This is a genomic window from Xenorhabdus budapestensis, from assembly GCF_017743015.1.
Classification (GTDB): Bacteria; Pseudomonadota; Gammaproteobacteria; order Enterobacterales; family Enterobacteriaceae; genus Xenorhabdus; species Xenorhabdus budapestensis.
Genome location: NZ_CP072455.1, coordinates 2,079,779 through 2,099,742 on the forward strand (window position 1 = coordinate 2,079,779; position 19,964 = coordinate 2,099,742).

Genomic DNA, 19,964 nt, shown 5'->3' on the forward strand with positions numbered 1-19,964 from the left:
TAAATACAAGAGACAACTAATTTGTATCAGTGTCAGAATTATCAGTATGACCAAAGATGATGGCGAGCTGATTTAATCCTTCTGGTGCAAGGTCATAGACAATGTCGATAAAATCACGATCAATCAGGCGTTGAATACGGTCAATCATCATCGGAGCAGGATGGCTTGGTTCGTGTGTAAGAAAATAGGTTTTCGCTTTTTCCAATAGCATGCGTGCTTCATCACGATTATTGACTTCTACTCCGTACCAATTAGATGAGGACAAACCAGCCGGAGCTGCTGTATCTGTTGGTGATTGATCTATAGACGATGGGTCTATTGATGATCGCATTGTTGCCTGTTTTATCACTGATGCAGATTTAGGTTCTCCTTTATTGCCGGGAGTTACCGAAGCGGTTGTTGCGGGTCCATTTAATGCGCTAAATTCAATAACAGTATTCAGGTTTTTTAGGAATCGCGATAGTTCAGGCATATGGCCGGCAGATAAGTACTGGCGAATAATATCAAGCAGGACAGTAATATGATCGCGAATGATGACTAATGCTGATATTTCCGGAGTGTCAACTTGTTGTTTTAGCTCATCTTGCAGGCGGGTTCGCCCTCCGGTGTAACCACTAATTTCTGTTATCGAACCATCAAGCAGTGAACAAACTTCCCGGAATGACAATTCTTGTGAAATACTTTTCAGCAGAATGGAGTGTTGTACTTTTATTGAGAGAGGGGAACCATCTTCAATATCTGCCAGAGCATTGAGGCGAAATAAGGGATCGTATTCACCATCAAATTCCAGTCTTGGCCATACCTCTTCCCAATAGCGCTCCAGTGTTTGTCGGAGTAGCCCTAGACCATAGGCATAGCCACATATTCCCTGGGTTTCTACCCATGCATGTATGAGAGCGATGATAATACGCAGATCTTTGGTACGGGACAGCAGTAGCGTTGTGGCCTGTTTTTCCACTTCTAACCAATCGGGTGGTTCCGCAGGGATAACAAAATCACCAAACTGTTGCTCTGCTTTTCCGATAAGGCTTTGTTCCAATAAAAGAAATACATCATCGTATTCGAGATTTTCCCCACAGGGAGACTCTTCACTGATTGGTGCAAGTAAAGCATCAATATTCATGGTGTTTTTATACTCTTCAGGTTCGGGCAGGAGAAATCAGGCAGTTGAAACGGGCTGAAAATACTATTTGGTGTGAACTCCAGTAAAACCATATGCCCCTTGATATTAAACATTGCCTGTAAGCCAGCATCATCACTTTGAGTTGAATTTCCTGTGCTGTTTTGCCAAATACGCTTCGCTTGATCCAGTAACCGATTCAGTGCCCAGGGGCCAGAAGTCGATAAGTTTGCTGTTGTGCCATTTTCTAAATTTAATTGAATGCGGGCCAGATTGGTTCCCGCAGAGCCTGGCCAGCTAATGAGCTGCGAAAGTTGAGGGCCGTGACTATATTGCAGTTGTTGCCCATCAACATCCAGTACCATACTCAATATCTCATTATCCATACTGATTGGGCGAACCATGACATGAAATGACGGTGTGAGAACACCACTGGCAAAGAGAGTATCGCGAATAATCTGTGCCTGCTGGAAAGGTTTGAGCAACTTCTCTCCACCGGGTAAAGGCTTACCATCTACCCCCGGCATAAATCGCCATCTTGGCTGAGTTGTATCAACCTTGCCCACTAAATTTTTTTGGAAAAAACTGTCCATTAAGCCTTTTCCGGGAGCAAACATCCGTGTCATGTCATCAGGTTTGATATCCTTGCGCGCTTTAGGCATCAACGGATAACCATTGGCAATAGCCTGTTGGCAAAAACCACCTATTTCAGCACCGAGATGTTTGCCGACATTGTTCATATCACTGATTTGTGTATCACTACTGGCGCCGATTGCCAGTGCAGAAATCATATCTCTGAATGGTATTGGCAGGCGTTCAGATTCTGTTTGTAACTGGGTAATAATATTGTTGGGAGGAAAAGGCATACCTGTATTGACGGCATTTTGCACTGAAGCCAGATACTGATATAAGTCACCGATTTTTTTCAGTATATCGTCAAAAGGTATTTTTTTATTTTTTCCATCCGGGCTTTTCGCCAGAGCGGTAATTTGTGCAAAATGTTCTGCTAACACTTGTTCCGGTGACAGTTGACCATTATCCGGCAAGATTTGTTTCGGAACTAAATTTGTTAACTTACTGTTTGTGAAGTTACTACTGATCTTACCCTTAGCCTTCTTCATGAGGTTATTGAGTTGATTATTAGTTAGCGTGACATTTTTGCTGATATTGATTAGCAGGGTACGCATCGGTGAAGCTGAAGAAGAGAGTAAACGTGCTGTGCTGGCACGTTGATTTAATTCACTAATATTGTTCAAACGAATATCAGTCAGATATTTGTCCCACTGGTAAATATAGTCATTGATATAAAATTGTCGGACAGATAATTCGAGATCTTTAACTGACTGTTTTCTCGCATAGGAACCCAGTACCCAATTGTCCTGTGAATTCAGAGTGACAAGAAAAGTCATCAGATCTTTGCCGATACTTTTTTTATAGCCCGCAGGGGTGAACATTCCCGGTATGCCACTGGTTATTGGTGCTCCACTGATGCGTGAGAAAGCCAATTCAGCTTGAGGACCGGCAAGTGTGACTAAATTTACTGATGCTAAATTGGGATCAAGTAGCAAATTGTGTTTCAGGATATTGTAAGCACGCTGCGCAGTGGGAATGCTGCCAATTAATGCTTGTTTCTGTTCAACCAGATAGTCATTACGAATGTACGGCGATGTGACAACCTGATTATCCAGTAGTTGGCTGAGATGCCCGTTAAGTTGTTGCAGTTGTGCCTGGGTTGTTTCTGGATCTAAGTGTGCTTTCAGATATTGCATCACCCAATTACGTAGAAACTCACCGTTATAGTGTTTGGGCTGATATAACATCTGATACGCTTTTAACGTATTGTAGGTTTCCTCTGTATCATTGCCGTTAGCATTGTGTAGTTGGCTGGTGATTAACTTTGTTATTTGTGGCAGTAGTAGTGTTTGCAGTGCTTTCATATACAGAGTACGGCTTGCATTACTGACCTGTTCACCACTATACAATCCCATGCGGTAAGATATCGGGGGATCATCCAGCGAAAAGTTCTGGTTTTTAGCGAGGTTGGCCAGACTGTTCAAAATTGGCAATAGATTATAGGTGTTATTTATCTCATCAGTGTCGTCATGATTTTTATTTAATTCAGCTCCCTGACGCAAAATGGTCGGAATTTTAGCCTGAACTTCCATCAGATAGTTTTTATTATTGTTGTAACTGGTCAGAAATGAAGTGGTTACTAAGACCAGAATTGCTATTAATGTCATGTTGCCTAACCAATTAAGCAAGCGATTCTGGTATACCCACCAACGGTTGTAGCCGGCGAGTCCTGCTTCCTGAAAAATACTATCCAGTAAATTTTTCAGGAAATAAGTTTGGCGAGTCTGAGGTTGATATAAAATACCTTTATCATCATTATTTCCCCATGACATTGAGATACTGTTATTGTCTGTTGGTAATTGGAAATTGCGGTTAAATTTTTCCATGACACCATCAAATGGTATCCCTCCCTGTGTTCCACTGGTGAAATAAAGTCCTCGTGGGTAACTGGCGACTTCAAATCCTGATCTTGCGAATACAATTTCAAGGTATTGCGCAATACGTGGACATAAAGCAGCAAACTCTTGTGGAAACAGATAACTTTCGGCACATTGCCGCGGATCAGACTCATTTAAGAGAATATAGGGTAACTCTGCATTCAGTCGTAGTTGTAACTGGTTATATTGTTCCTCAAATATCGAATTGATATTCCAGTCAGTTTTTTTGTCTTGTGGGAATGTTAACCCCCAAATTTGTTCACGCGATGCTTTATCAAAATGGGTAAAATAGGCGTTAAATCCTTTTAGTAAATCGGTTTTAGTGATGAAAATGTAAATCGGAAATTGGATCTTAAGTTTTTCACGTAATTCAGACAGGCGTCTGCGTAACATATAGGCGTGTTGATCACGGGCTTCTGTTGATGGATTTAGTAAGTCTTCCACACTGATAGTAAGGATGACCCCATTGATTGGCTGGCGTGGACGATATTTTTTTAACAGCCTGATAAAGGTTTTCCATTCTCTGCTGTCTGCTGCGTGTGGATTGTTATCTTGAGTAGCATAGCGACCTGCGGTATCAAGCAGGACAGCTTCTTTCGTAAACCACCAGTTACAACTATTCACATCTCGCATGCTGTATAGGGCAGATTTGCCGAAATAGTCTAATAGTGGAAAATTCAGCCCGGAATTTGCCAGCGCTGTTGTTTTACCTGAATGTGGGGCACCGATAACGAGATACCAGGGTAATTGGTATAAATATTGACGGCTGAACAGCCCCCTCCAGCCAGGTTTAGATTTACCATTTAACCCGGAAAAATAGCCGGAAAAATAAGCTTTTCTCAATAATTTGACAGCGTCAGAAAAGCGTTCTGATAACGTGAAATATTGTTCATCGTGTTTTTTTTCCTGTTTCTGTTCTTTTTTATCGTCTTTAATGATATTCAATTGGTTAGCTAATTTTTTGTTAAGCCATGTCCGATATAACAGTGGGATTAACTGACTTAAGAGCCAGGCTAAGAAAAGTGAAATAATGGTAAAAATTCGTATGAATTTTGACTCAAAAGGAACTGAGTTACCGACAGAAATAATGGGTCCTATGAACCAGATAATGGCAGAAATTGCCGTTACACCGAGAAAACTCCACGTTAATCTGCTGGTAAGGATAGAAAAGAGTACATTCAACATTTTAGTTTCCTCACTTTATTTGATCGGCTGGAGAAACTAACAGTGTGATTTCTACTCGTCTGTTTTTAGCCCGGTGACTGGGAGTATCATTGGGCACAAGAGGATCACTTGCGCCTCTTCCCTCGGTTTTGACTCGCTCAGGCTGATTCAGATAATGCTGAAGTTCTCTCTGGACAGATTTAGCTCTGGCCAGCGATAAAGAGTAGTTAGAGACGAAATGAGAATAGATGGGGATATTATCGGTATATCCGACAACTAAAATCTCACCTTTGTAATGGTTTATCGCTTCCGCTATACGCCTAATAACATCCAGGTAACTGTTTTTGATTTGTGTCGAAGCTGACTTGAATAAACCGTCTCCTTTCAAGGTGACTATGCTTTTATCAGCCATATCGGTTACAGTTAATAGCCCGGTTGAAATTTCATCCTGTAACCTGCCTTGTAGGTTCAGCGTCGGAGGAACAGGTGGGGATATCCGATCATCAATGAGCACATTTGGCAGATTGGTCTGATAGATAGATGATAAAACCGGGGTAGATATATCACTTAATCGCCAATTCAGGCCGATATACAAGATACATCCCAGAAAACACAATAATGCTATACAAATCCACATAGGCAAAAAAGGTTTCCAGAGTTTGTTGGGGTTTGTGATGACTTGTACATTGGGAGACAGTTCAGCGGGATGATTGCCGCGGATTGAGCGAATTAACTGAAACAGGCGTTGTTTTAGCGTTTCTAACTGAGAACGTCCGTTGTCCATGATGCGGTAACGTCCTTCAAATCCAAGTTGGAGACAAAAATTAATCAGCTCCAAGAGGAATAAATTTTCTTTGGGGTTCTGTGATAATTTAGCTAACAGTTGGAAAAATTTTTCACCTCCCCAGGTTTCATTATGAAAAGTAACCAGTAATCCACTACCTGACCAAACACTGCGACTTCCCCAAGGTGTAAGTGCGGCTGCTTCGTCCAGTGCAGTACATAGACAGTAGCGTGCGCCGATAATGACTTCATAGGGTTGTTTGGCATGCTGACACGCGACTTCAAAACGTCGGATTTCATCAATCAATTTTTGACGTAAACTCGCTGGATCTGGATGAACAGTAGTATGCCGGATTTGGGGAAGAGTATTCAGCAGAGGATTTGCAGCGGCAACCAGAGGATTATCACTGGCTTTACCAGAAAACCATGTATGCTCAATCTCCTGCATTTCTTGTCTTATCATAGGCGTCATTACCTCTATTTAGGCTGATTACGGACAGCCCAAAACTCCATATTTAAACCGGGGAACTCGCCAGCCAAATGCAATGCAAAACCACCTGACTTATCCATTTGTTTCCATAAATCCCCGTCTTTTTCCAGTTCAAAATAGATATATCCTGAGTGCCAGGGGATCTGTCTTGGCACGGATGGCAAAGCTCGTATTGAAATACCGGGTAATTGCAACTGAACCAGTTCGCGTATACGACCGACAGGGGCAATTTTCATTTGGGCTGGGAAATGACTCATCAGTGTGTCATTGGCGATATCAGCGTAGACAGCCAGAATAAAGCTGAATGTATTGACCATACTGGCGTTGGGTAATGTGGCGATGTTCAAACCATGAGAATATTCTGTCAATGGTAGCTGGATGGCATGCTCTTCCAGAATGATTGACAGCCCTTGACGCAACTGGAACATGAGTTGATTGAAACATAGCGTCAAATTATCGTGATCATAGAGTGGGAAGATTTCATCCGGTACACGGTTTTGGGAGAACGTTGCTAATTCAGTGGCAAATTGCAGCCACTCACTAAATAACCTCTCCGGATGCAGTAACGATATATTCCGTATGTGGTTTACCTGACCACTATAGCGATTAACCAGGGACAGCAACAGGAAGTCCATGATTTCGGAATCATTGTGCCGTCCCAATTGTAATAAACGTTGGCTTATCTGCTGGCGGCGTTGCTCTAATAACCCCTGGATATCGGTGATAAATCCCGCCACTTGTGGGCTGGCGTAACAATTAAGCAGGGGAGGAATGAATTGTTGATCAAGATAGATTTTATTATCACTGGTTCCATTTACGACATGCACAATACTCAATGCAGTCCATTCTGGTGTCAAATCAGACTCCAGCATCAGGCGCAAGCGCATTTTGCCGAATTGTACAGCGGCACTGCCGACTGACATGGCATTAAAATCATTCACTTCGGCTTCAAAGCTGATAAAACGTGCCAAAGAGTCTTTTTTTTCACTGAAAATGACTTCTTCTCTGCCCTGCCGAAAAAGAGGAAGGGCGAGTACTACATTAATATCTGTCTGATTTTCAGCGAGTTGTAAAGGAGCAGGGGTATTTGCGCCGTCAAAACTGAATGGGGTTCCATCTGGAAAAATACCACTCGCTGAGGAAAGCATGACTTTACCCTGATTGAGTAGTTCTTGATCCAGTTCGAGTGTCAGAAAACCCCAGTAATAGGACATTTGGGATTTTCCCCAGTCGCGGACATAAGCTTCCAGATAGTTTTCAGTCTGTTGGAAATGATGAGGGCGCAGAAACATGCCTTCGGTCCAAATGACTTTTTCTGATCTATTCATGATTTTTTCAGTTTCCTGCGGCACAATTTAAGGTGGGACTTAAGCCTTTGCCAGTAACCTTAACGCACACTTGTAGTTCATCGGGGGCAAAACGCCAGAATTCGTAAAAAGGGGGTTTTTCTGGTACGGGGACTGGAAACGAAGTACGCCATTTTTTGCCATCTAGTTGTTTATACTCGGCAATAATTCCGATATAGCTAATTTCTGGTTGATTTTTTTCCAACAAATAATGTGCACGTTCGAAAGGAAGTATAAAAAATCGATCTTCATTGACCAATTTATCACCTAGTGTGTCTTTTACTTTGTCTTGTAATGAAAAAAAGTCTGTCGACATAAATTCTTCATTCGATTTCAATAAAAAAACATGTACTTTCAGTGGCGCTGAATCATTTACATTAGATGCGATATTGAAAATTAATTTATAAGGGGGCAACTTTTCCGGTTGCGATGAACAGCCTGTCATTATTAAGAGAAGCGATATTAATAAAAACGACGATAAAAACGCCCCTTTAATCCAATAAATAATTGAATATAACGTTTTGATTAAGATTGTTTTTCTGAGTGAAAAATGCAATATCATAAAGTTCATTAATTATTCAGGCATAGCCAGCATTGAATAAAATAAAAAGTCGAGTGTATCAGGCCGCTGAAATAAGCACTTTTGTCTGGCTGGGAGTAATGCGGGCACCTACAGCGTTCGTTGAATTCTGCATAGTGAGGCTTGTGAGCCGTGTTACTGGCGAGCCTTTAATTAAGACGGAGTTAGCCCCTAATGTATGCCGGGCTGGTCCCATTACTGTTCCGGAAGCCACTCCCATATTAACACCAGCGTTATCACCTGTTGTCATGGGAAAGTTTGTCGCTATGTTATGTACAGGCGAACCTGCAAATAAGATGTTCATGGCATTAGTGATGCCGGTAGGCCCTTGTGCCATATTGGGATAAGGCACAGGTACAGGAAAGGGGCATGGGGTCAGGCAAGTATCAGGTGCCGCTAAATCCATTCCACCAGCTTGAGTATTGGCAAACATGATATCTCCTTAACCAATATGAATTTGTTCAGCATCTATCTTGGTGACAGCTTTTGCAGATACCATAGTATTTTGGGCATGTAATCGGATATAGCTTTCAGCCTGCATATCTAACTGGCCTGCCTGAACTTGTTCTGTCTGTGTTGTATGACGAAATAGTCGGTTGCTAAGCTGTGTTACTGTCTGCCAGACAGACTCAAATTTATTGCCAACCAGTTGGGTGATTGATACCCATGCAGACAGTGATTCACCACTGTATTGCATTTTGCTGATATGGCAGTTTCCAATGCTGGCCGCAATATTCAGTCCGTTGCTGTTTAAACTTAAATCTCCCTGAGAAGAGATAGCCAGATCACCGGGCACGCTGATTTCTGCTAGATATTGTTGTTCAGATCGCTCTAATACGGCCAAAACCCACAGTTGATCATCAACTGTCGTCACTAAAACGGTATCTCCCAGTTCAGGAGTCAACAGGCAACTGGCAGCTCGTCGGCAGTGCCATCCCCGGTTGTTATTTTCCACCATTAAACTACCGTCTTGAAGGCGATTAACAACCTGACCTGCAACTTGTTGTAAGGGTTCGGTAGTAAGAGGGTGTGAAGAAAGCGCATAAGAAGGTTTTGACATTTTGATTCTCCCGGTTAAATCTTACGTTGCATACTCCACTCTTCGGCTGCAAACAGTTCAGGATCATTTTCCAGGATGCCACGACGGTCAGAAAACAGTGCTTCAGTTTGTTGGGCACGATGAAAAAGTGTTCTCATAAAGTGTGCTGTACGAAAGTCACTATTGTTGACATTAGCATAGGAAAGATCGGCATAAGACATATCACAGCCGGTAAATTGTGCATTCACTGCATGTACTTTGTGCATAATGGACTGAATTAATTTGCTTTGCCTGAAATCAGCAGATTCAAGACAGGCACCGACGAAAATCGCCTGTTCAAACAGGCTATTGCTGCAACATGCCTGAGTTAAATCTGCTTCAATGAATAAAGCTTGGGTTGCATTGACATTCGATAACATTGCACCTTGTAAAGTGGCACCCTTGAAATTGCAGTTAGTCAACCTTGCATGATTGAAGTTTGCTGCTTCAAGTTGACAGTCTGTGAACAGGCACTCTTTAAGTTGTTGTGTCTGATAGTTCTGACCACGGAGATCACATTCAAAAAAAACAGCTTTAGTGTATTCATTGGCAGAAAAGCCTGTTTCCCGTAAATCCAGCCGAAAAAAAGTGACCAGAAACAGATGGTTATTCGTTAATTTTGCTTGTTTAAGTGTTGAATCAGTAAATGTTACCCGCTCAAGATCACTATTGCTAAATTCCACACATTGCAGTGAACTGGATATAAACTGAGTTTCGTTTTGCTGAGTTTCTGTAAAACGTGCTTTCTGCAAAATACATTGATTAAATACGCTGTTTGTTATTTCACTTTTGTCGAATACAGTGCGGATCATATTGCATTGTTCAAAAACACTCTGTTCGAGCAGGGCTGAATCAAAAACGGCTTCTTCGAGTTGGCATTCAGTAAAAACGGTTTCTTTCAGTTGAGCGTGAGAAAAATCCGTACCAGAAAAATCAACTTCTCTGAAAATCCCACCAGATAAATCCTGCCGGGTGAGCGACATATTCTGCAAGCTGACTTTCTCAATTATCTCCCCTTGTTTGATTTTTGTTATCAGATCACTTGTTGACAGCGAATTCATATCACTTCCTTATCTCGTTTAGGTAAGGTTTTAGTTTGCTGTGTGTAGACACCTTCAAACAAGGTTGAGTCATCAACGATGGATTGGGACATATCGGCGCGGAATAGATTGGTTTCCCGTAAGTCCGTACCATTAAAGCTGCATTTTTGCATCAGAGCATTCATCAGATTGGCATTGTTCAACAAAGCCCCCCGAAAATCTGTTCTGATAAATATGCTTTTTATCGTATTTAAATACTGCATATCGGCTGACTGGCAGTTGGCTTCACTCAGATCACAGTTGTTTAAAGTCGCAGAGTGAAATACTGACTGAACCAAAGGCATTTTGCGCAGATTGCACTCTGTTAAAGTAGCCTGACTGAAATCAGCCTGGTTAAGTTCGCTGTTCATCGCAAAAGCACAAGTTAACAGATTAGCGGAGCGAAATCGGATCTTGTTTGCTTCAGTTTCTACCCAGGCACAGCTTTCGAGGAGTGCATGGTCAAAAATAGTTTGTTCCAGTTTGCACTTGAGAAAAGATACCTTATTCAGGTTTGCATGATTGAATTTGAGTGCAGGTAATTGGAGTTCTGCAAAGGTACAATCTTTCCACTGGGAATGCTGAAAATCACAATGAGTAATAAAAACTTGTTGCAGGAACAGATCTGTGAATGTTGCGCGGTTGAACTGGCAATGATCAAACAGTGCTTCCTGTAACTGTGTTTCTTTGAAGCTGGTGGCAGAAAAATCGCTCTGTTCACATTTAGCCAGTATTAAGTTGGCATTATCCAGTTTAACTCCAGACAGGGAAGCGTTGCAGATCTCTGTTCTGGCCAGCATAGCTTCACTGAAATTGGCTTCATCCAGTTGGCTGTTATTGAAACAGGCGCTTTCCAATAATGCCCGGGAAAAATTGGCTCCGCGCAGATCCATGTTTGACAAGTCTGCTCCGGTAAAATCCATACCACTGAAATTACCGTCTTGCTCCATGATCTTTTGCACCCGTTTACGGATGATTTGCGACAAACTACCGGTCAGGCGTAAGGCGGGGTTTTGTGATTGCACTGAAAAAAAATAGGTATCACGTAGTGATTGTTCAATTTGTGCTAATTTTTGGTCATCAAACGCTATTTGCTGTTGTTGCTTCTGCAATATATCCCGCATCTTATAGAGATTTTCCGGCCCTCTGGCTTGGTTTTCTGTCACAGATTGATCAATATCAATACCCAGTTGTTTCGCTTTGTCAGCCATTTCCACTCGCTTTAGCTCTGCTTCGGCACGCTTTTGGGTAGCATCCTGCTCTATTTTCTCCACAAATTCTGGCAGTTCATCCAATCTGGGGGTAGCAGGAGGTGCAGATGTTGTGGGGGAAGCAGGAATGATAGTATCGATATCGTAACCATATTCAGCTAAACGTTCTTTCTGTTGTTCACGGAGACGTTTTTCACGATTAAGCACGGTTTCTTGGATTGGATTATTTTCAGGTTGTTCCGTATCTATCCACGGGCCAATAATTTCTTCAGGGATGAGATCTTTTTCCCGGAAGCTATACAAAACGCCTTTTTCTTTATCCATACGTTGGTTGAGTACTTGCAAATAATGATTTTCCGCAAGGGGGTTATCATTTAATTCCAGAGCCGATACCATTTGTAATACATCCGCTGCATCATCTTCATTAATCCGGGAACATCCATGCCATATCAGGATCATTTGTTCCAGATGAGGGAAGAACCATACTGTCGTCTGGCGCATGCCTATTTCTTCAAAAATCTCCTCATCAAGGCGTAATCGCTTGATAAAGCAACGCGCACTCCACGCAGGCAAAACGCCTTCTTGTACTGGTTTTTCAGGATGCATATTCTCAATACGCCATGCAGCCTGAACCGGCAGGGAAGTTATCTGATCCAGCCATTGATCCCTTGGGGCTGCATTAAATAGTCGCCAGTCAATATCATGGGCAAACCCCGGAAATTCATTTTCCAGCCACTTTTTGTCATACTTTTTACCAATACGGGTAAAACGACGCGGCCATGTAAAATCCAGTGGACAAAAACTGGCAGGAGTAGGGATCACCTCTGGTGATAACAACTGTTTGTGCAATGTTTCGATATTGGGCAGATGATGGATTTTTACGCCATTTTCCATCAATTCCGGGTTGAAACCGATACCGTGTGGGTTCTCTTCATAGCCTTCACCACCAAAAGCCCGGCTCCAGTCCAATCGCATTTGTTCAAATGCCTCAGATTTTGAGGGAGTATCACCCATCCAATAACGATCACCGAAAGCAACCAATGTTTTTTCCAATTGATCCACTTGAATACGTACTGTACAGGCTGTTTTATCGGCTTGGTGATGCGTATAGGCATAGCCTGTGGCCAGAAATTCAGCACAGGATTTAGGCATCGCGAGATCAACAATACCGTTGCAGGTTTTCAGTTCTTTTTCTGCAAGTTGCCAAAGCTCTGGTTCTGGGCGTAAGCGTGGAGTAGAACTCATATCAGCTAGCGCCATGATAGAAATCCCGAGATGGTTTTTTTGCATCCAGCGATAAGGCCGATAAAGCACACTTAAACGCAGAGGTTTGACGATTTTCATTAAAATTTGCCAGATATATTGGTCAACTGATGATATGTAAACTGCTGTTTAAAATATTAGCGCTTGTCTGTACGATCGAAGTAATTGATTTAGCCAACTTCGTATTAGCTTGCGAAAGTTCTGTTCCCGTTTTACTTAAGGATGTCCCAGTTGAGCTGATAGAAAGCGTCGTGGATGAGAGGCTTGTATTGGTTGAACTTATACTAAGTTTTGTGTGGGATAATGATGTTGAAACCGAATTTATGCCCACTTTTACCGAAGAAACACTAAATATCTCGGAAGTGTAAAAAGATTGTGGACAATCTATTGCGACATGAGTATCACTCTTTATCGTAATGAGATTAGGACTGGAGATTAGCGTCGTTCCGGTAATATTCTGTGTCCAGTTTCCGTCAATTTTGGCACTTAAATCCCCTTTAAGTTTATAAGTATCCCCATCACTAATCTCTGTTTTTCTTCCTTTCTTAATAGTTCTTTGCTGGCTGTTTTCAACAGATAATGTGTCTTTACCTTTAACCGTCGTGTCACGAGCATCTTCGTAAGTGAAACTTGCTTTACCTGTTACTGTATCTATTTGCTGTTTTTTTATTTCAGTCGTACGGTTCCCATCAATAGTGACTTTCTTATCTTTTTCCACGGAGATATTCATGTCACGTTCTGCATGCAGATCAAATAACTCTTTATCCGGAGCATCATCCATAAAGAGGTAATTTGCTTGTTCATGCTTACCTTCCTTTGTATTCGACATCACACCACTCCGGGTTTCATATTTGGGAAGCTCCCAAGGGGGCATATTTTCATTGTTATAGGCGCTGCCAATAACAAAAGGCTTATCCGGATCACCATTGACAAAACTAATAACAACTTCTTCACCCACACGGGGTACATACATACTGCCGTACCGCCAGCCAGCCCAACGGGTTGCTACGCGTATCCAGCAAGAACTGGTATCATCTTTTTTATCGCTCTTATCCCAACGGAATTTTACTTTTATCCGACCATACTTATCAGTCCATATGGGCTTATCTTTAGGACCCGTTACAACAGCGGTTTCAAGACCTGTTGCTTTTGGCCAGGGGGTTACTGCTGGTGGTTTCCAATGGACATTGGCAGGGATAGCATCAAATTGGACAACATTTTTATCTTTATTGGGTTTATCGTTTTCACAATCGTCGTCGTCATATTCGCAATTAAGAGCGAAGCCATAGCATGATTCATAAAAAGTATATTGAGCACTGGTAATTAAGTAGTCATTGTAGTCATCACCTTTAATATCATTAGGTAGTGATAGGGTGAAAGTATGTCCTGGAGCCATGCCCAACACATTACCTTTACCATTAATCAGTTCACTTTGTGCTTCTGCGGCTTGTTGAAGCACTCGAGCATAAAATTGCCCCTGTCCACTTTTTACATAGCGTCCGGGCCACATGAATATTTCTGTGTTATTAATCGAACTGAGCGATGTCTGAATGGCCGCCTGTAACTTAGCTCGTGGTTTGCGGAAATCGTAGTCATCAAGACTAAAATTGTTTGGTATCGTGGTACTGCGAATATTCCAATTATAAATATATTCTTTACCCGGTTTTTTGGATGATTTGCCGACATTGAAGTAATTGATCGTATCATATCCAGACATGGGACCAAGCATCTGTGGCATATCTACCAAAACCATAGTGTGACTTCCCATGTCATGTTTGAAATAGTAATAAATCCCTTCGTGCGCCATTAGCCGATGGATGAAATCAAAATCAGTTTCATTATATTTAACGCAATATTCCCATGTGCGATATTTTTCAAGGAGCCGATCCTCAAAAAAGATACCAGCATCCACCAATACAGTCGCAATAATCTCAGGTACTGTCTTTTCTTGCCAAATACTGTATCCAAGTTTTTTTTTCAATTCCCATAGTTTAGGTCTGACTGTAGCCGTGTACAAGTAAAGCCTGTCATCATATTTATAAAAGGGATCATAAGATATCTGCTCTATATAACCACTTAAATATCTTGTTTGTTTTGACCGGGTTTTTATTTCTACAGTCAGGACGGTATTATGTAGAGATATTGGATCGGATAATCTCTTTTCACTCAGTAATTCAACCTCAAACTTATAAGCTTCCGATAATCTTTCTATTCCATTCAGTGACTTAAAATATAAAGTTTCATCGGATGAGGAGTGTGCGATAAACATTCTCTCCATAAGATTTGCTCGCTTTTGTTTAAAGCTACCGCATACTCCAGGTAGGTTCAGGAATATAGGGTAGTTAGAGGAATATATAGTGTTGGTTTTCTAATTACTGAGTTAAGCATAATGGTTACCATTTGTAATCAGTGAATGTCATTTTGTTGATGTAATATGTAATTAATTTTTATGTTTTTGGTTTTTATTTATTCCATCTCCTTTGTATATATTTATTTTTTATATATAAAGTATTTTTGGATTATAAAATTCATTTTTTATGAGAAAAGGTGTTAATTTAACGAATTGTATTTTGATAAATATTTATTAATATCGTTTGTTGGGTAATAGTAAATGGAAAATCAACCAATCTTGATTAATGCACCAGAGAGAGTAATGCATGTAGTGCCCTTAATTTCAGTACTTACTGTTGCACTTAAAGTGAGAGTCGAAATAGCTTTCACCTCGGCTGAGCCAGTGACAGATTTTTTCCAATTCCCTGTAATACTGCCTTCTTCGTTTCCGGTGATTGATTCTTTTTTATTGCCACTGATATCTGCTTGATAATCACCAGTTATATTATATTTAATGCCACCACTAGTGACTTCAACTTCTTTACCATTAGTCACCGTTGTTTTCTGTTTATTCTTGAAAACTGCTGTTTCTTCTTGTTCAACGGTCGTGTCACGTTTTGCCTTATAGGTAAAACTTGCATCTTCTTCTACAATATCAGTTTGTTTTTTCTTTATTTCTGTTGTGCGGGAGCCATCAATAGCTATCTTTTGATCATTTTCCACAGAAATATTCATATCTTTTTCTGCGTGTATATCAAAAGATTCTTTATCCTGGGCATCATCAATGAATAAATAACTGGCGTTATTATTTCCACCTTGTATGCTCCGTGACATAAAGCCTATCTTTGTAGCTTCTTTTGGCAATTCCCACGGTGGCATATTCTCTTTATTAAAGGTACTGCCTATTATTAGTGGCCGATCAGGGTTGCCGTTGATAAAGCTGACAAAAACTTCATCTCCAACCCTGGGGATTTGGACTGCACCGAATTTGGTACTGGCCCAGGTACTAGACCAACGTATCCAACAAGAACTTGTATCATCTTTGGCGCCTTCTTGATCCCAATGAAATTGCACTTTGACCTGAGCATATTCATTTGTCCAGATGTCTTTGCCATTCGAACCCACGACTTCTGCTGTTTCTATGCTAGCGATCGGCCATGGTGTTAAACGGGGAGCTCGCCAGTTTACTTTGGCCGGGATCGCGGTGAAACTGGTTTCAATTTTGACTGTGCTATTATCATTGGTATCAATATCACCGGAATAATAACTAGATTCAGAAAATTCATATGTGGCACTGACAATCAGATATTCACTATTATCCCCGTCTCTAAATGCTTTAGAAAGCGTAAAGATATGTCCCGGAGCTATACCAATTTCAAGACTCTTGGCTTTAATATAATGACAATGAGCGGTATAGGATTGCTGTAAAACCAGAACATAAGATTTTCCTTGTGAAGTTTCAGTATAATTTCCCGGCCATTCATATATTTTTGTGTCGGGAACCGAAGAATCCGGGTTTTGTTGTGTTTCCAGTAACTGAGCCCGTGGTTTGAGGAAATTGTAATCATTCATTGCATAGATCTTTGGTGCAATTGAATAACTGACATTCCAATCATATAAATAGAGTTTCTCTTTATTTCTTGGGGGCGAATGATTTGGATAATATTCTATAGATGAATATCCCGATAAGGCAGAATGGGATTGGGGGGAATCAGCTAATATCAGCGTGTGATCACTGACAATGTGTTGAAAATAATAATAAATTCCCTCATGTTCCATTAATCGACTGATAAAATTGAAGTCAGTCTCGCGATATTGTGTACAATATTCAAGTTGTTGATATTTATCATTTAATTTACTTTCAAACTTGATGCTGTGTTTATTCAGTATATCTTTGATAATTTCAGGGGCAGTTTTCTTTTGCCATATTTGACAACCCTTGCTTTTCTGTAGAATTGATAACTTTGGTTGAAGAGTGAATTTATATTTATAGAAATAAGAGTCATAAAAATCACATACTATACCATCATGAACTATGCCATTCAGATAACGTGCGTTTGCTGACGGGTTAGCAGGGTTATTTATTTCAATAGTAATTGATTTTCCTCGTAGTGATTTGATATCAATATCTTTTTTTTTACTTATTAATTCAATATCAAAGCTATAAATAGTTGATAGTTTTTCTTCACCTTTTAATGAACTAAAAAGTAAAGTATTTTCACCCAGTGGGGTATGCGCAATAATATTTCTTTTCATTGAGAGTACCTTTTTTAATTAAAAGCTACCGCATGAACCTATCAATAAAGGACCAGATAAGAAATTAAACTCTATTGTTATTACTGATCGTTCATTGCTATTAATTTCAATTATCATACAATATTTCACAAAAGAAACTGTATCTCAATGTTATTATCACTATGTTTCTATTTTTTACAAAAAAAAATTTAAAATTACAAATATGTATCTTTCTAATAAATGAAAATATAAATCATTTTGATTTAGATGAAAAAACTATCTTTACATAAGAGGTGGTTAGGAAAAGTGAGGAAAGGGAGAAGGAGGATAAAAAAGTTGGCAGCAATTATGCAGCCAACAATTACCGCCAGAGGTTGGCTTTATTTATAAAACAATGCATTAACGATGCCTGGAAGCAAGAAAATACATTGTTTCCAATAATGAATTTATTTTAGTCCTGTTTATTTCAGCACTGATAATGCGTTGTCATAGTCAGGCTCGTTGGTAATTTCATCCACGAGTTGGCTATAAATGACTTGATTATTTTCATCCAGAACAATAACAGCTCGTGCAGTCAATCCGCTTAATGAGCCTTCGCTTATTGCGACACCGTAATTTTCCTGAAACTCGCCGCTACGCAGTGTTGATAGAGTGACGACATTTGAAAGGCCTTCAGAGCCACAGAAACGAGATTGTGCGAATGGCAAGTCTGCTGAAATGCAGAGTACGACGGTATTGTTCAGTTCACTGGCATGTTGATTGAATTTACGAACAGAAGTTGCACAAACGCCGGTATCAACACTTGGAAATATATTGAGTACTTTACGTTTCCCTGCGTATTGGCTCAGTGCCACATCAGTGAGATCTTTGGCTACCAGCGTAAATTCTTTTACTGTTTCACCTGCTTGTGGAAAACTTCCGCTCACGGTGATATCGCTACCTTGGAATTTGACGGTTTGTGTCATAATTTTATCCCTCTATATAAGTAAACTTCGGTGCCAGTGTAAAGGAATAGTGCGATCTTGCCCACAAAAATAGATGTAATATTTAGAAATACTCACCTATTGTTTAATTAACAGTGTCTTATAATTTATTTTAGGATGATTTTCAGGCCAGTAGAGTAAAAAATTTATGTATAATTTTACCTTATTCCCTTCTGTATTACTGATGACCGGACTTTCTTTGCCTCTTACTGTTTCTGCTGCTGATATACCAGTGGGGACTCAATTAGATCCTCATCAGGAATTGGTTCGACATTTGAAAGATGAACCGGCGTCACTTGATCCGATTAAATCTTTTGGCTTAACAGAAGCACAGGTATTACGTGATTTGCTAGAAGGTCTCGTCAATCAGGATGCTTATGGCAAACTTATTCCCGGTGTTGCTATTGACTGGCAAACGACAGACAACAAAACATGGATATTTACACTGCGACAGAATGCCCATTGGTCTAATGGTAACAAAGTGACAGCTTCTGATTTTGTATATAGCTGGCAGAGACTGGTTAATCCTAAAAATGCTTCCTCATTTTCCTGGTTTGCGGCTTTGTCAGGTATTCAGAATGCTCAGGCTATTATTGATGGTAAACTGCCAGCCGAAAAATTAGGCGTTGAAGCTCTTAATGCTTATACCCTGAAAGTCGCACTGGATCGCCCTATACCTTATTTTCCTAGTATGACAACTAATTTTAGTCTTTATCCGGTCAATAAACAGAGTGTCGAAAGATACGGTAATGACTGGACCAGAGTCGGTCATTTGGTTGGTAACGGTGCATTTATGCTTACGGGGCGGGTGGTAAATGAAAAAATTGTTTTGACGCCTAACCCTTATTATTGGGATCACAAAAATACGGTATTGGAAAAAGTCACTTTTGTACCTATCAGTCAGGAATCCCATGCGGTTAAGCGTTATCTGGCCGGAGATCTGGATATTACAGAATCTTTTCCTAAAAATATGTACCACAAGTTACTGCGTGATATTCCGGCAGAAGTTTTCACTCCCGATCAATTGGGCACTTATTATTACGCATTTAACACTCAACGGGCACCGACCAATGATATCCGGGTCAGGCAAGCTCTTGCTATGACGATCGATAAAAATCTGATTGCGGAAAAAATCCTGGGAACGGGAGAAAAACCTGCATGGCATTTCACGCCTGATGTTACAGCCGGGTTCCAGCCAGAAAAGAGTCAACAAGAGAGGTTGACGCAGCAGGAAAGGGATAAGAGAGCCAAAACCTTGTTAAAAGAAGCGGGTTATAGCTCTGAGAATCCATTAAAACTTTCTTTGCTCTATAACAATCTGGAAAATAACCAACGTATTGCCATTGCAGTAAGCTCGGAATGGAAGAAAAAGTTGGGCGTTGAAGTGAAGTTAGTTAATCAGGAATGGAAAACTTATGTTGACAACCGTAATACCGGCAATTTTGATGTTGTCAGGGCGTCCTGGACTGGGGATTATAATGAACCATCAAGTTTCCTGTCTCTTTTAACATCAACACATAGCGGGAACCTGGCTAAATTCTATAATCCAGCCTATGACGCCTTGTTAAAAGCAGCCAGCCAGGAAACAGACAGCGCAGCCAGAAATCAGGATTACAATCAGGCAGAAAAAATGATTGAAGAGCAAGCGCCAATTGTACCGATTTATCAATATACCAATGGCCGATTAATCAAAAAGTGGTTAAAAGGATACCCGATCACCAATCCTGAAGATGTGGCCTATAGTCATACTATGTATATCATTAAGCATTAGTCTGCATAGGCTGGTAACTG

The 19,964-nt window shown here is 40.6% G+C and carries 13 protein-coding genes; 1 reads left to right on the forward strand and 12 read right to left on the reverse strand.

Annotation, left to right across the window (positions count from 1 at the left end; translation table 11 throughout):
• Nucleotides 1–16: 16 nt before the first annotated feature.
• From tssA to tpx, 12 genes are all read right to left on the reverse strand, one after another.
• Complete coding sequence (gene tssA, locus HGO23_RS09375) at nucleotides 17–1,123, reverse strand: type VI secretion system protein TssA (protein WP_209028626.1); 1,107 nt, start codon at nucleotides 1,121–1,123, stop codon at nucleotides 17–19.
• Entirely contained in the window at nucleotides 1,120–4,815 is a 3,696-nt protein-coding gene (gene tssM / locus HGO23_RS09380) for a type VI secretion system membrane subunit TssM (protein WP_209028627.1), read from the reverse strand. The genes tssA and tssM overlap by 4 nt, the downstream gene beginning before the upstream one ends.
• 10 nt (nucleotides 4,816–4,825) lie before the next feature.
• Complete coding sequence (locus tag HGO23_RS09385) at nucleotides 4,826–6,040, reverse strand: DotU family type VI secretion system protein (protein WP_416778488.1); 1,215 nt, start codon at nucleotides 6,038–6,040, stop codon at nucleotides 4,826–4,828.
• A gap of 14 nt (nucleotides 6,041–6,054) precedes the next feature.
• Entirely contained in the window at nucleotides 6,055–7,395 is a 1,341-nt protein-coding gene (tssK, locus tag HGO23_RS09390) for a type VI secretion system baseplate subunit TssK (RefSeq protein WP_099135192.1), read from the reverse strand.
• A gap of 7 nt (nucleotides 7,396–7,402) precedes the next feature.
• Nucleotides 7,403–7,984, reverse strand: a complete 582-nt coding sequence (gene tssJ / locus HGO23_RS09395; protein ID WP_244589862.1) for a type VI secretion system lipoprotein TssJ — start codon at nucleotides 7,982–7,984, stop codon at nucleotides 7,403–7,405.
• Nucleotides 7,985–8,033: 49 nt separating this feature from the next.
• Complete coding sequence (locus HGO23_RS09400; RefSeq protein WP_099135193.1) at nucleotides 8,034–8,426, reverse strand: DUF4150 domain-containing protein; 393 nt, start codon at nucleotides 8,424–8,426, stop codon at nucleotides 8,034–8,036.
• A gap of 9 nt (nucleotides 8,427–8,435) precedes the next feature.
• A complete protein-coding gene (locus HGO23_RS09405) occupies nucleotides 8,436–9,053 on the reverse strand; it encodes a DUF3540 domain-containing protein (protein WP_099135194.1) in 618 nt (205 codons plus the stop codon).
• A 14-nt stretch (nucleotides 9,054–9,067) separates the two neighbouring features.
• Nucleotides 9,068–10,132, reverse strand: coding sequence for a pentapeptide repeat-containing protein (locus tag HGO23_RS09410; protein ID WP_209028628.1), 1,065 nt, complete (start codon nucleotides 10,130–10,132; stop codon nucleotides 9,068–9,070).
• A complete protein-coding gene (locus HGO23_RS09415) occupies nucleotides 10,129–12,705 on the reverse strand; it encodes a DUF2169 family type VI secretion system accessory protein (RefSeq protein ID WP_209028629.1) in 2,577 nt (858 codons plus the stop codon). The genes HGO23_RS09410 and HGO23_RS09415 overlap by 4 nt, the downstream gene beginning before the upstream one ends.
• A gap of 22 nt (nucleotides 12,706–12,727) precedes the next feature.
• A complete protein-coding gene (locus HGO23_RS09420; RefSeq protein WP_244967930.1) occupies nucleotides 12,728–14,893 on the reverse strand; it encodes a type VI secretion system Vgr family protein in 2,166 nt (721 codons plus the stop codon).
• Between the two features lie 350 nt (nucleotides 14,894–15,243).
• The gene (locus HGO23_RS09425; protein WP_209028631.1) at nucleotides 15,244–17,211 is read right to left on the reverse strand and encodes a type VI secretion system Vgr family protein; all 1,968 of its coding nucleotides are present in this window, start codon (nucleotides 17,209–17,211) and stop codon (nucleotides 15,244–15,246) included.
• A gap of 440 nt (nucleotides 17,212–17,651) precedes the next feature.
• Complete coding sequence (tpx, locus tag HGO23_RS09430) at nucleotides 17,652–18,155, reverse strand: thiol peroxidase (RefSeq protein ID WP_209028632.1); 504 nt, start codon at nucleotides 18,153–18,155, stop codon at nucleotides 17,652–17,654.
• A 202-nt stretch (nucleotides 18,156–18,357) separates the two neighbouring features.
• On the opposite strand from tpx, the gene HGO23_RS09435 reads away from it, so the two are divergent.
• Nucleotides 18,358–19,944, forward strand: coding sequence for a peptide ABC transporter substrate-binding protein (locus HGO23_RS09435; protein ID WP_244967955.1), 1,587 nt, complete (start codon nucleotides 18,358–18,360; stop codon nucleotides 19,942–19,944).
• Nucleotides 19,945–19,964: the final 20 nt, after the last annotated feature.

Coding starts and splice junctions, on each gene's coding strand:
- tssK (WP_099135192.1), bottom strand. CDS start 7,395: ATGAATAGATCAGAAAAAGTCATTTGGACCGAAGGCATGTTTCTGCGC.
- HGO23_RS09415 (WP_209028629.1), bottom strand. CDS start 12,705: ATGAAAATCGTCAAACCTCTGCGTTTAAGTGTGCTTTATCGGCCTTAT.
- tpx (WP_209028632.1), bottom strand. CDS start 18,155: ATGACACAAACCGTCAAATTCCAAGGTAGCGATATCACCGTGAGCGGA.
- tssM (WP_209028627.1), bottom strand. CDS start 4,815: ATGTTGAATGTACTCTTTTCTATCCTTACCAGCAGATTAACGTGGAGT.
- HGO23_RS09410 (WP_209028628.1), bottom strand. CDS start 10,132: ATGAATTCGCTGTCAACAAGTGATCTGATAACAAAAATCAAACAAGGG.
- tssJ (WP_244589862.1), bottom strand. CDS start 7,984: ATGAACTTTATGATATTGCATTTTTCACTCAGAAAAACAATCTTAATC.
- HGO23_RS09425 (WP_209028631.1), bottom strand. CDS start 17,211: ATGAAAAGAAATATTATTGCGCATACCCCACTGGGTGAAAATACTTTA.
- tssA (WP_209028626.1), bottom strand. CDS start 1,123: ATGAATATTGATGCTTTACTTGCACCAATCAGTGAAGAGTCTCCCTGT.
- HGO23_RS09385 (WP_416778488.1), bottom strand. CDS start 6,040: ATGATAAGACAAGAAATGCAGGAGATTGAGCATACATGGTTTTCTGGT.
- HGO23_RS09420 (WP_244967930.1), bottom strand. CDS start 14,893: ATGTTTATCGCACACTCCTCATCCGATGAAACTTTATATTTTAAGTCA.
- HGO23_RS09405 (WP_099135194.1), bottom strand. CDS start 9,053: ATGTCAAAACCTTCTTATGCGCTTTCTTCACACCCTCTTACTACCGAA.
- HGO23_RS09400 (WP_099135193.1), bottom strand. CDS start 8,426: ATGTTTGCCAATACTCAAGCTGGTGGAATGGATTTAGCGGCACCTGAT.
- HGO23_RS09435 (WP_244967955.1), top strand. CDS start 18,358: ATGACCGGACTTTCTTTGCCTCTTACTGTTTCTGCTGCTGATATACCA.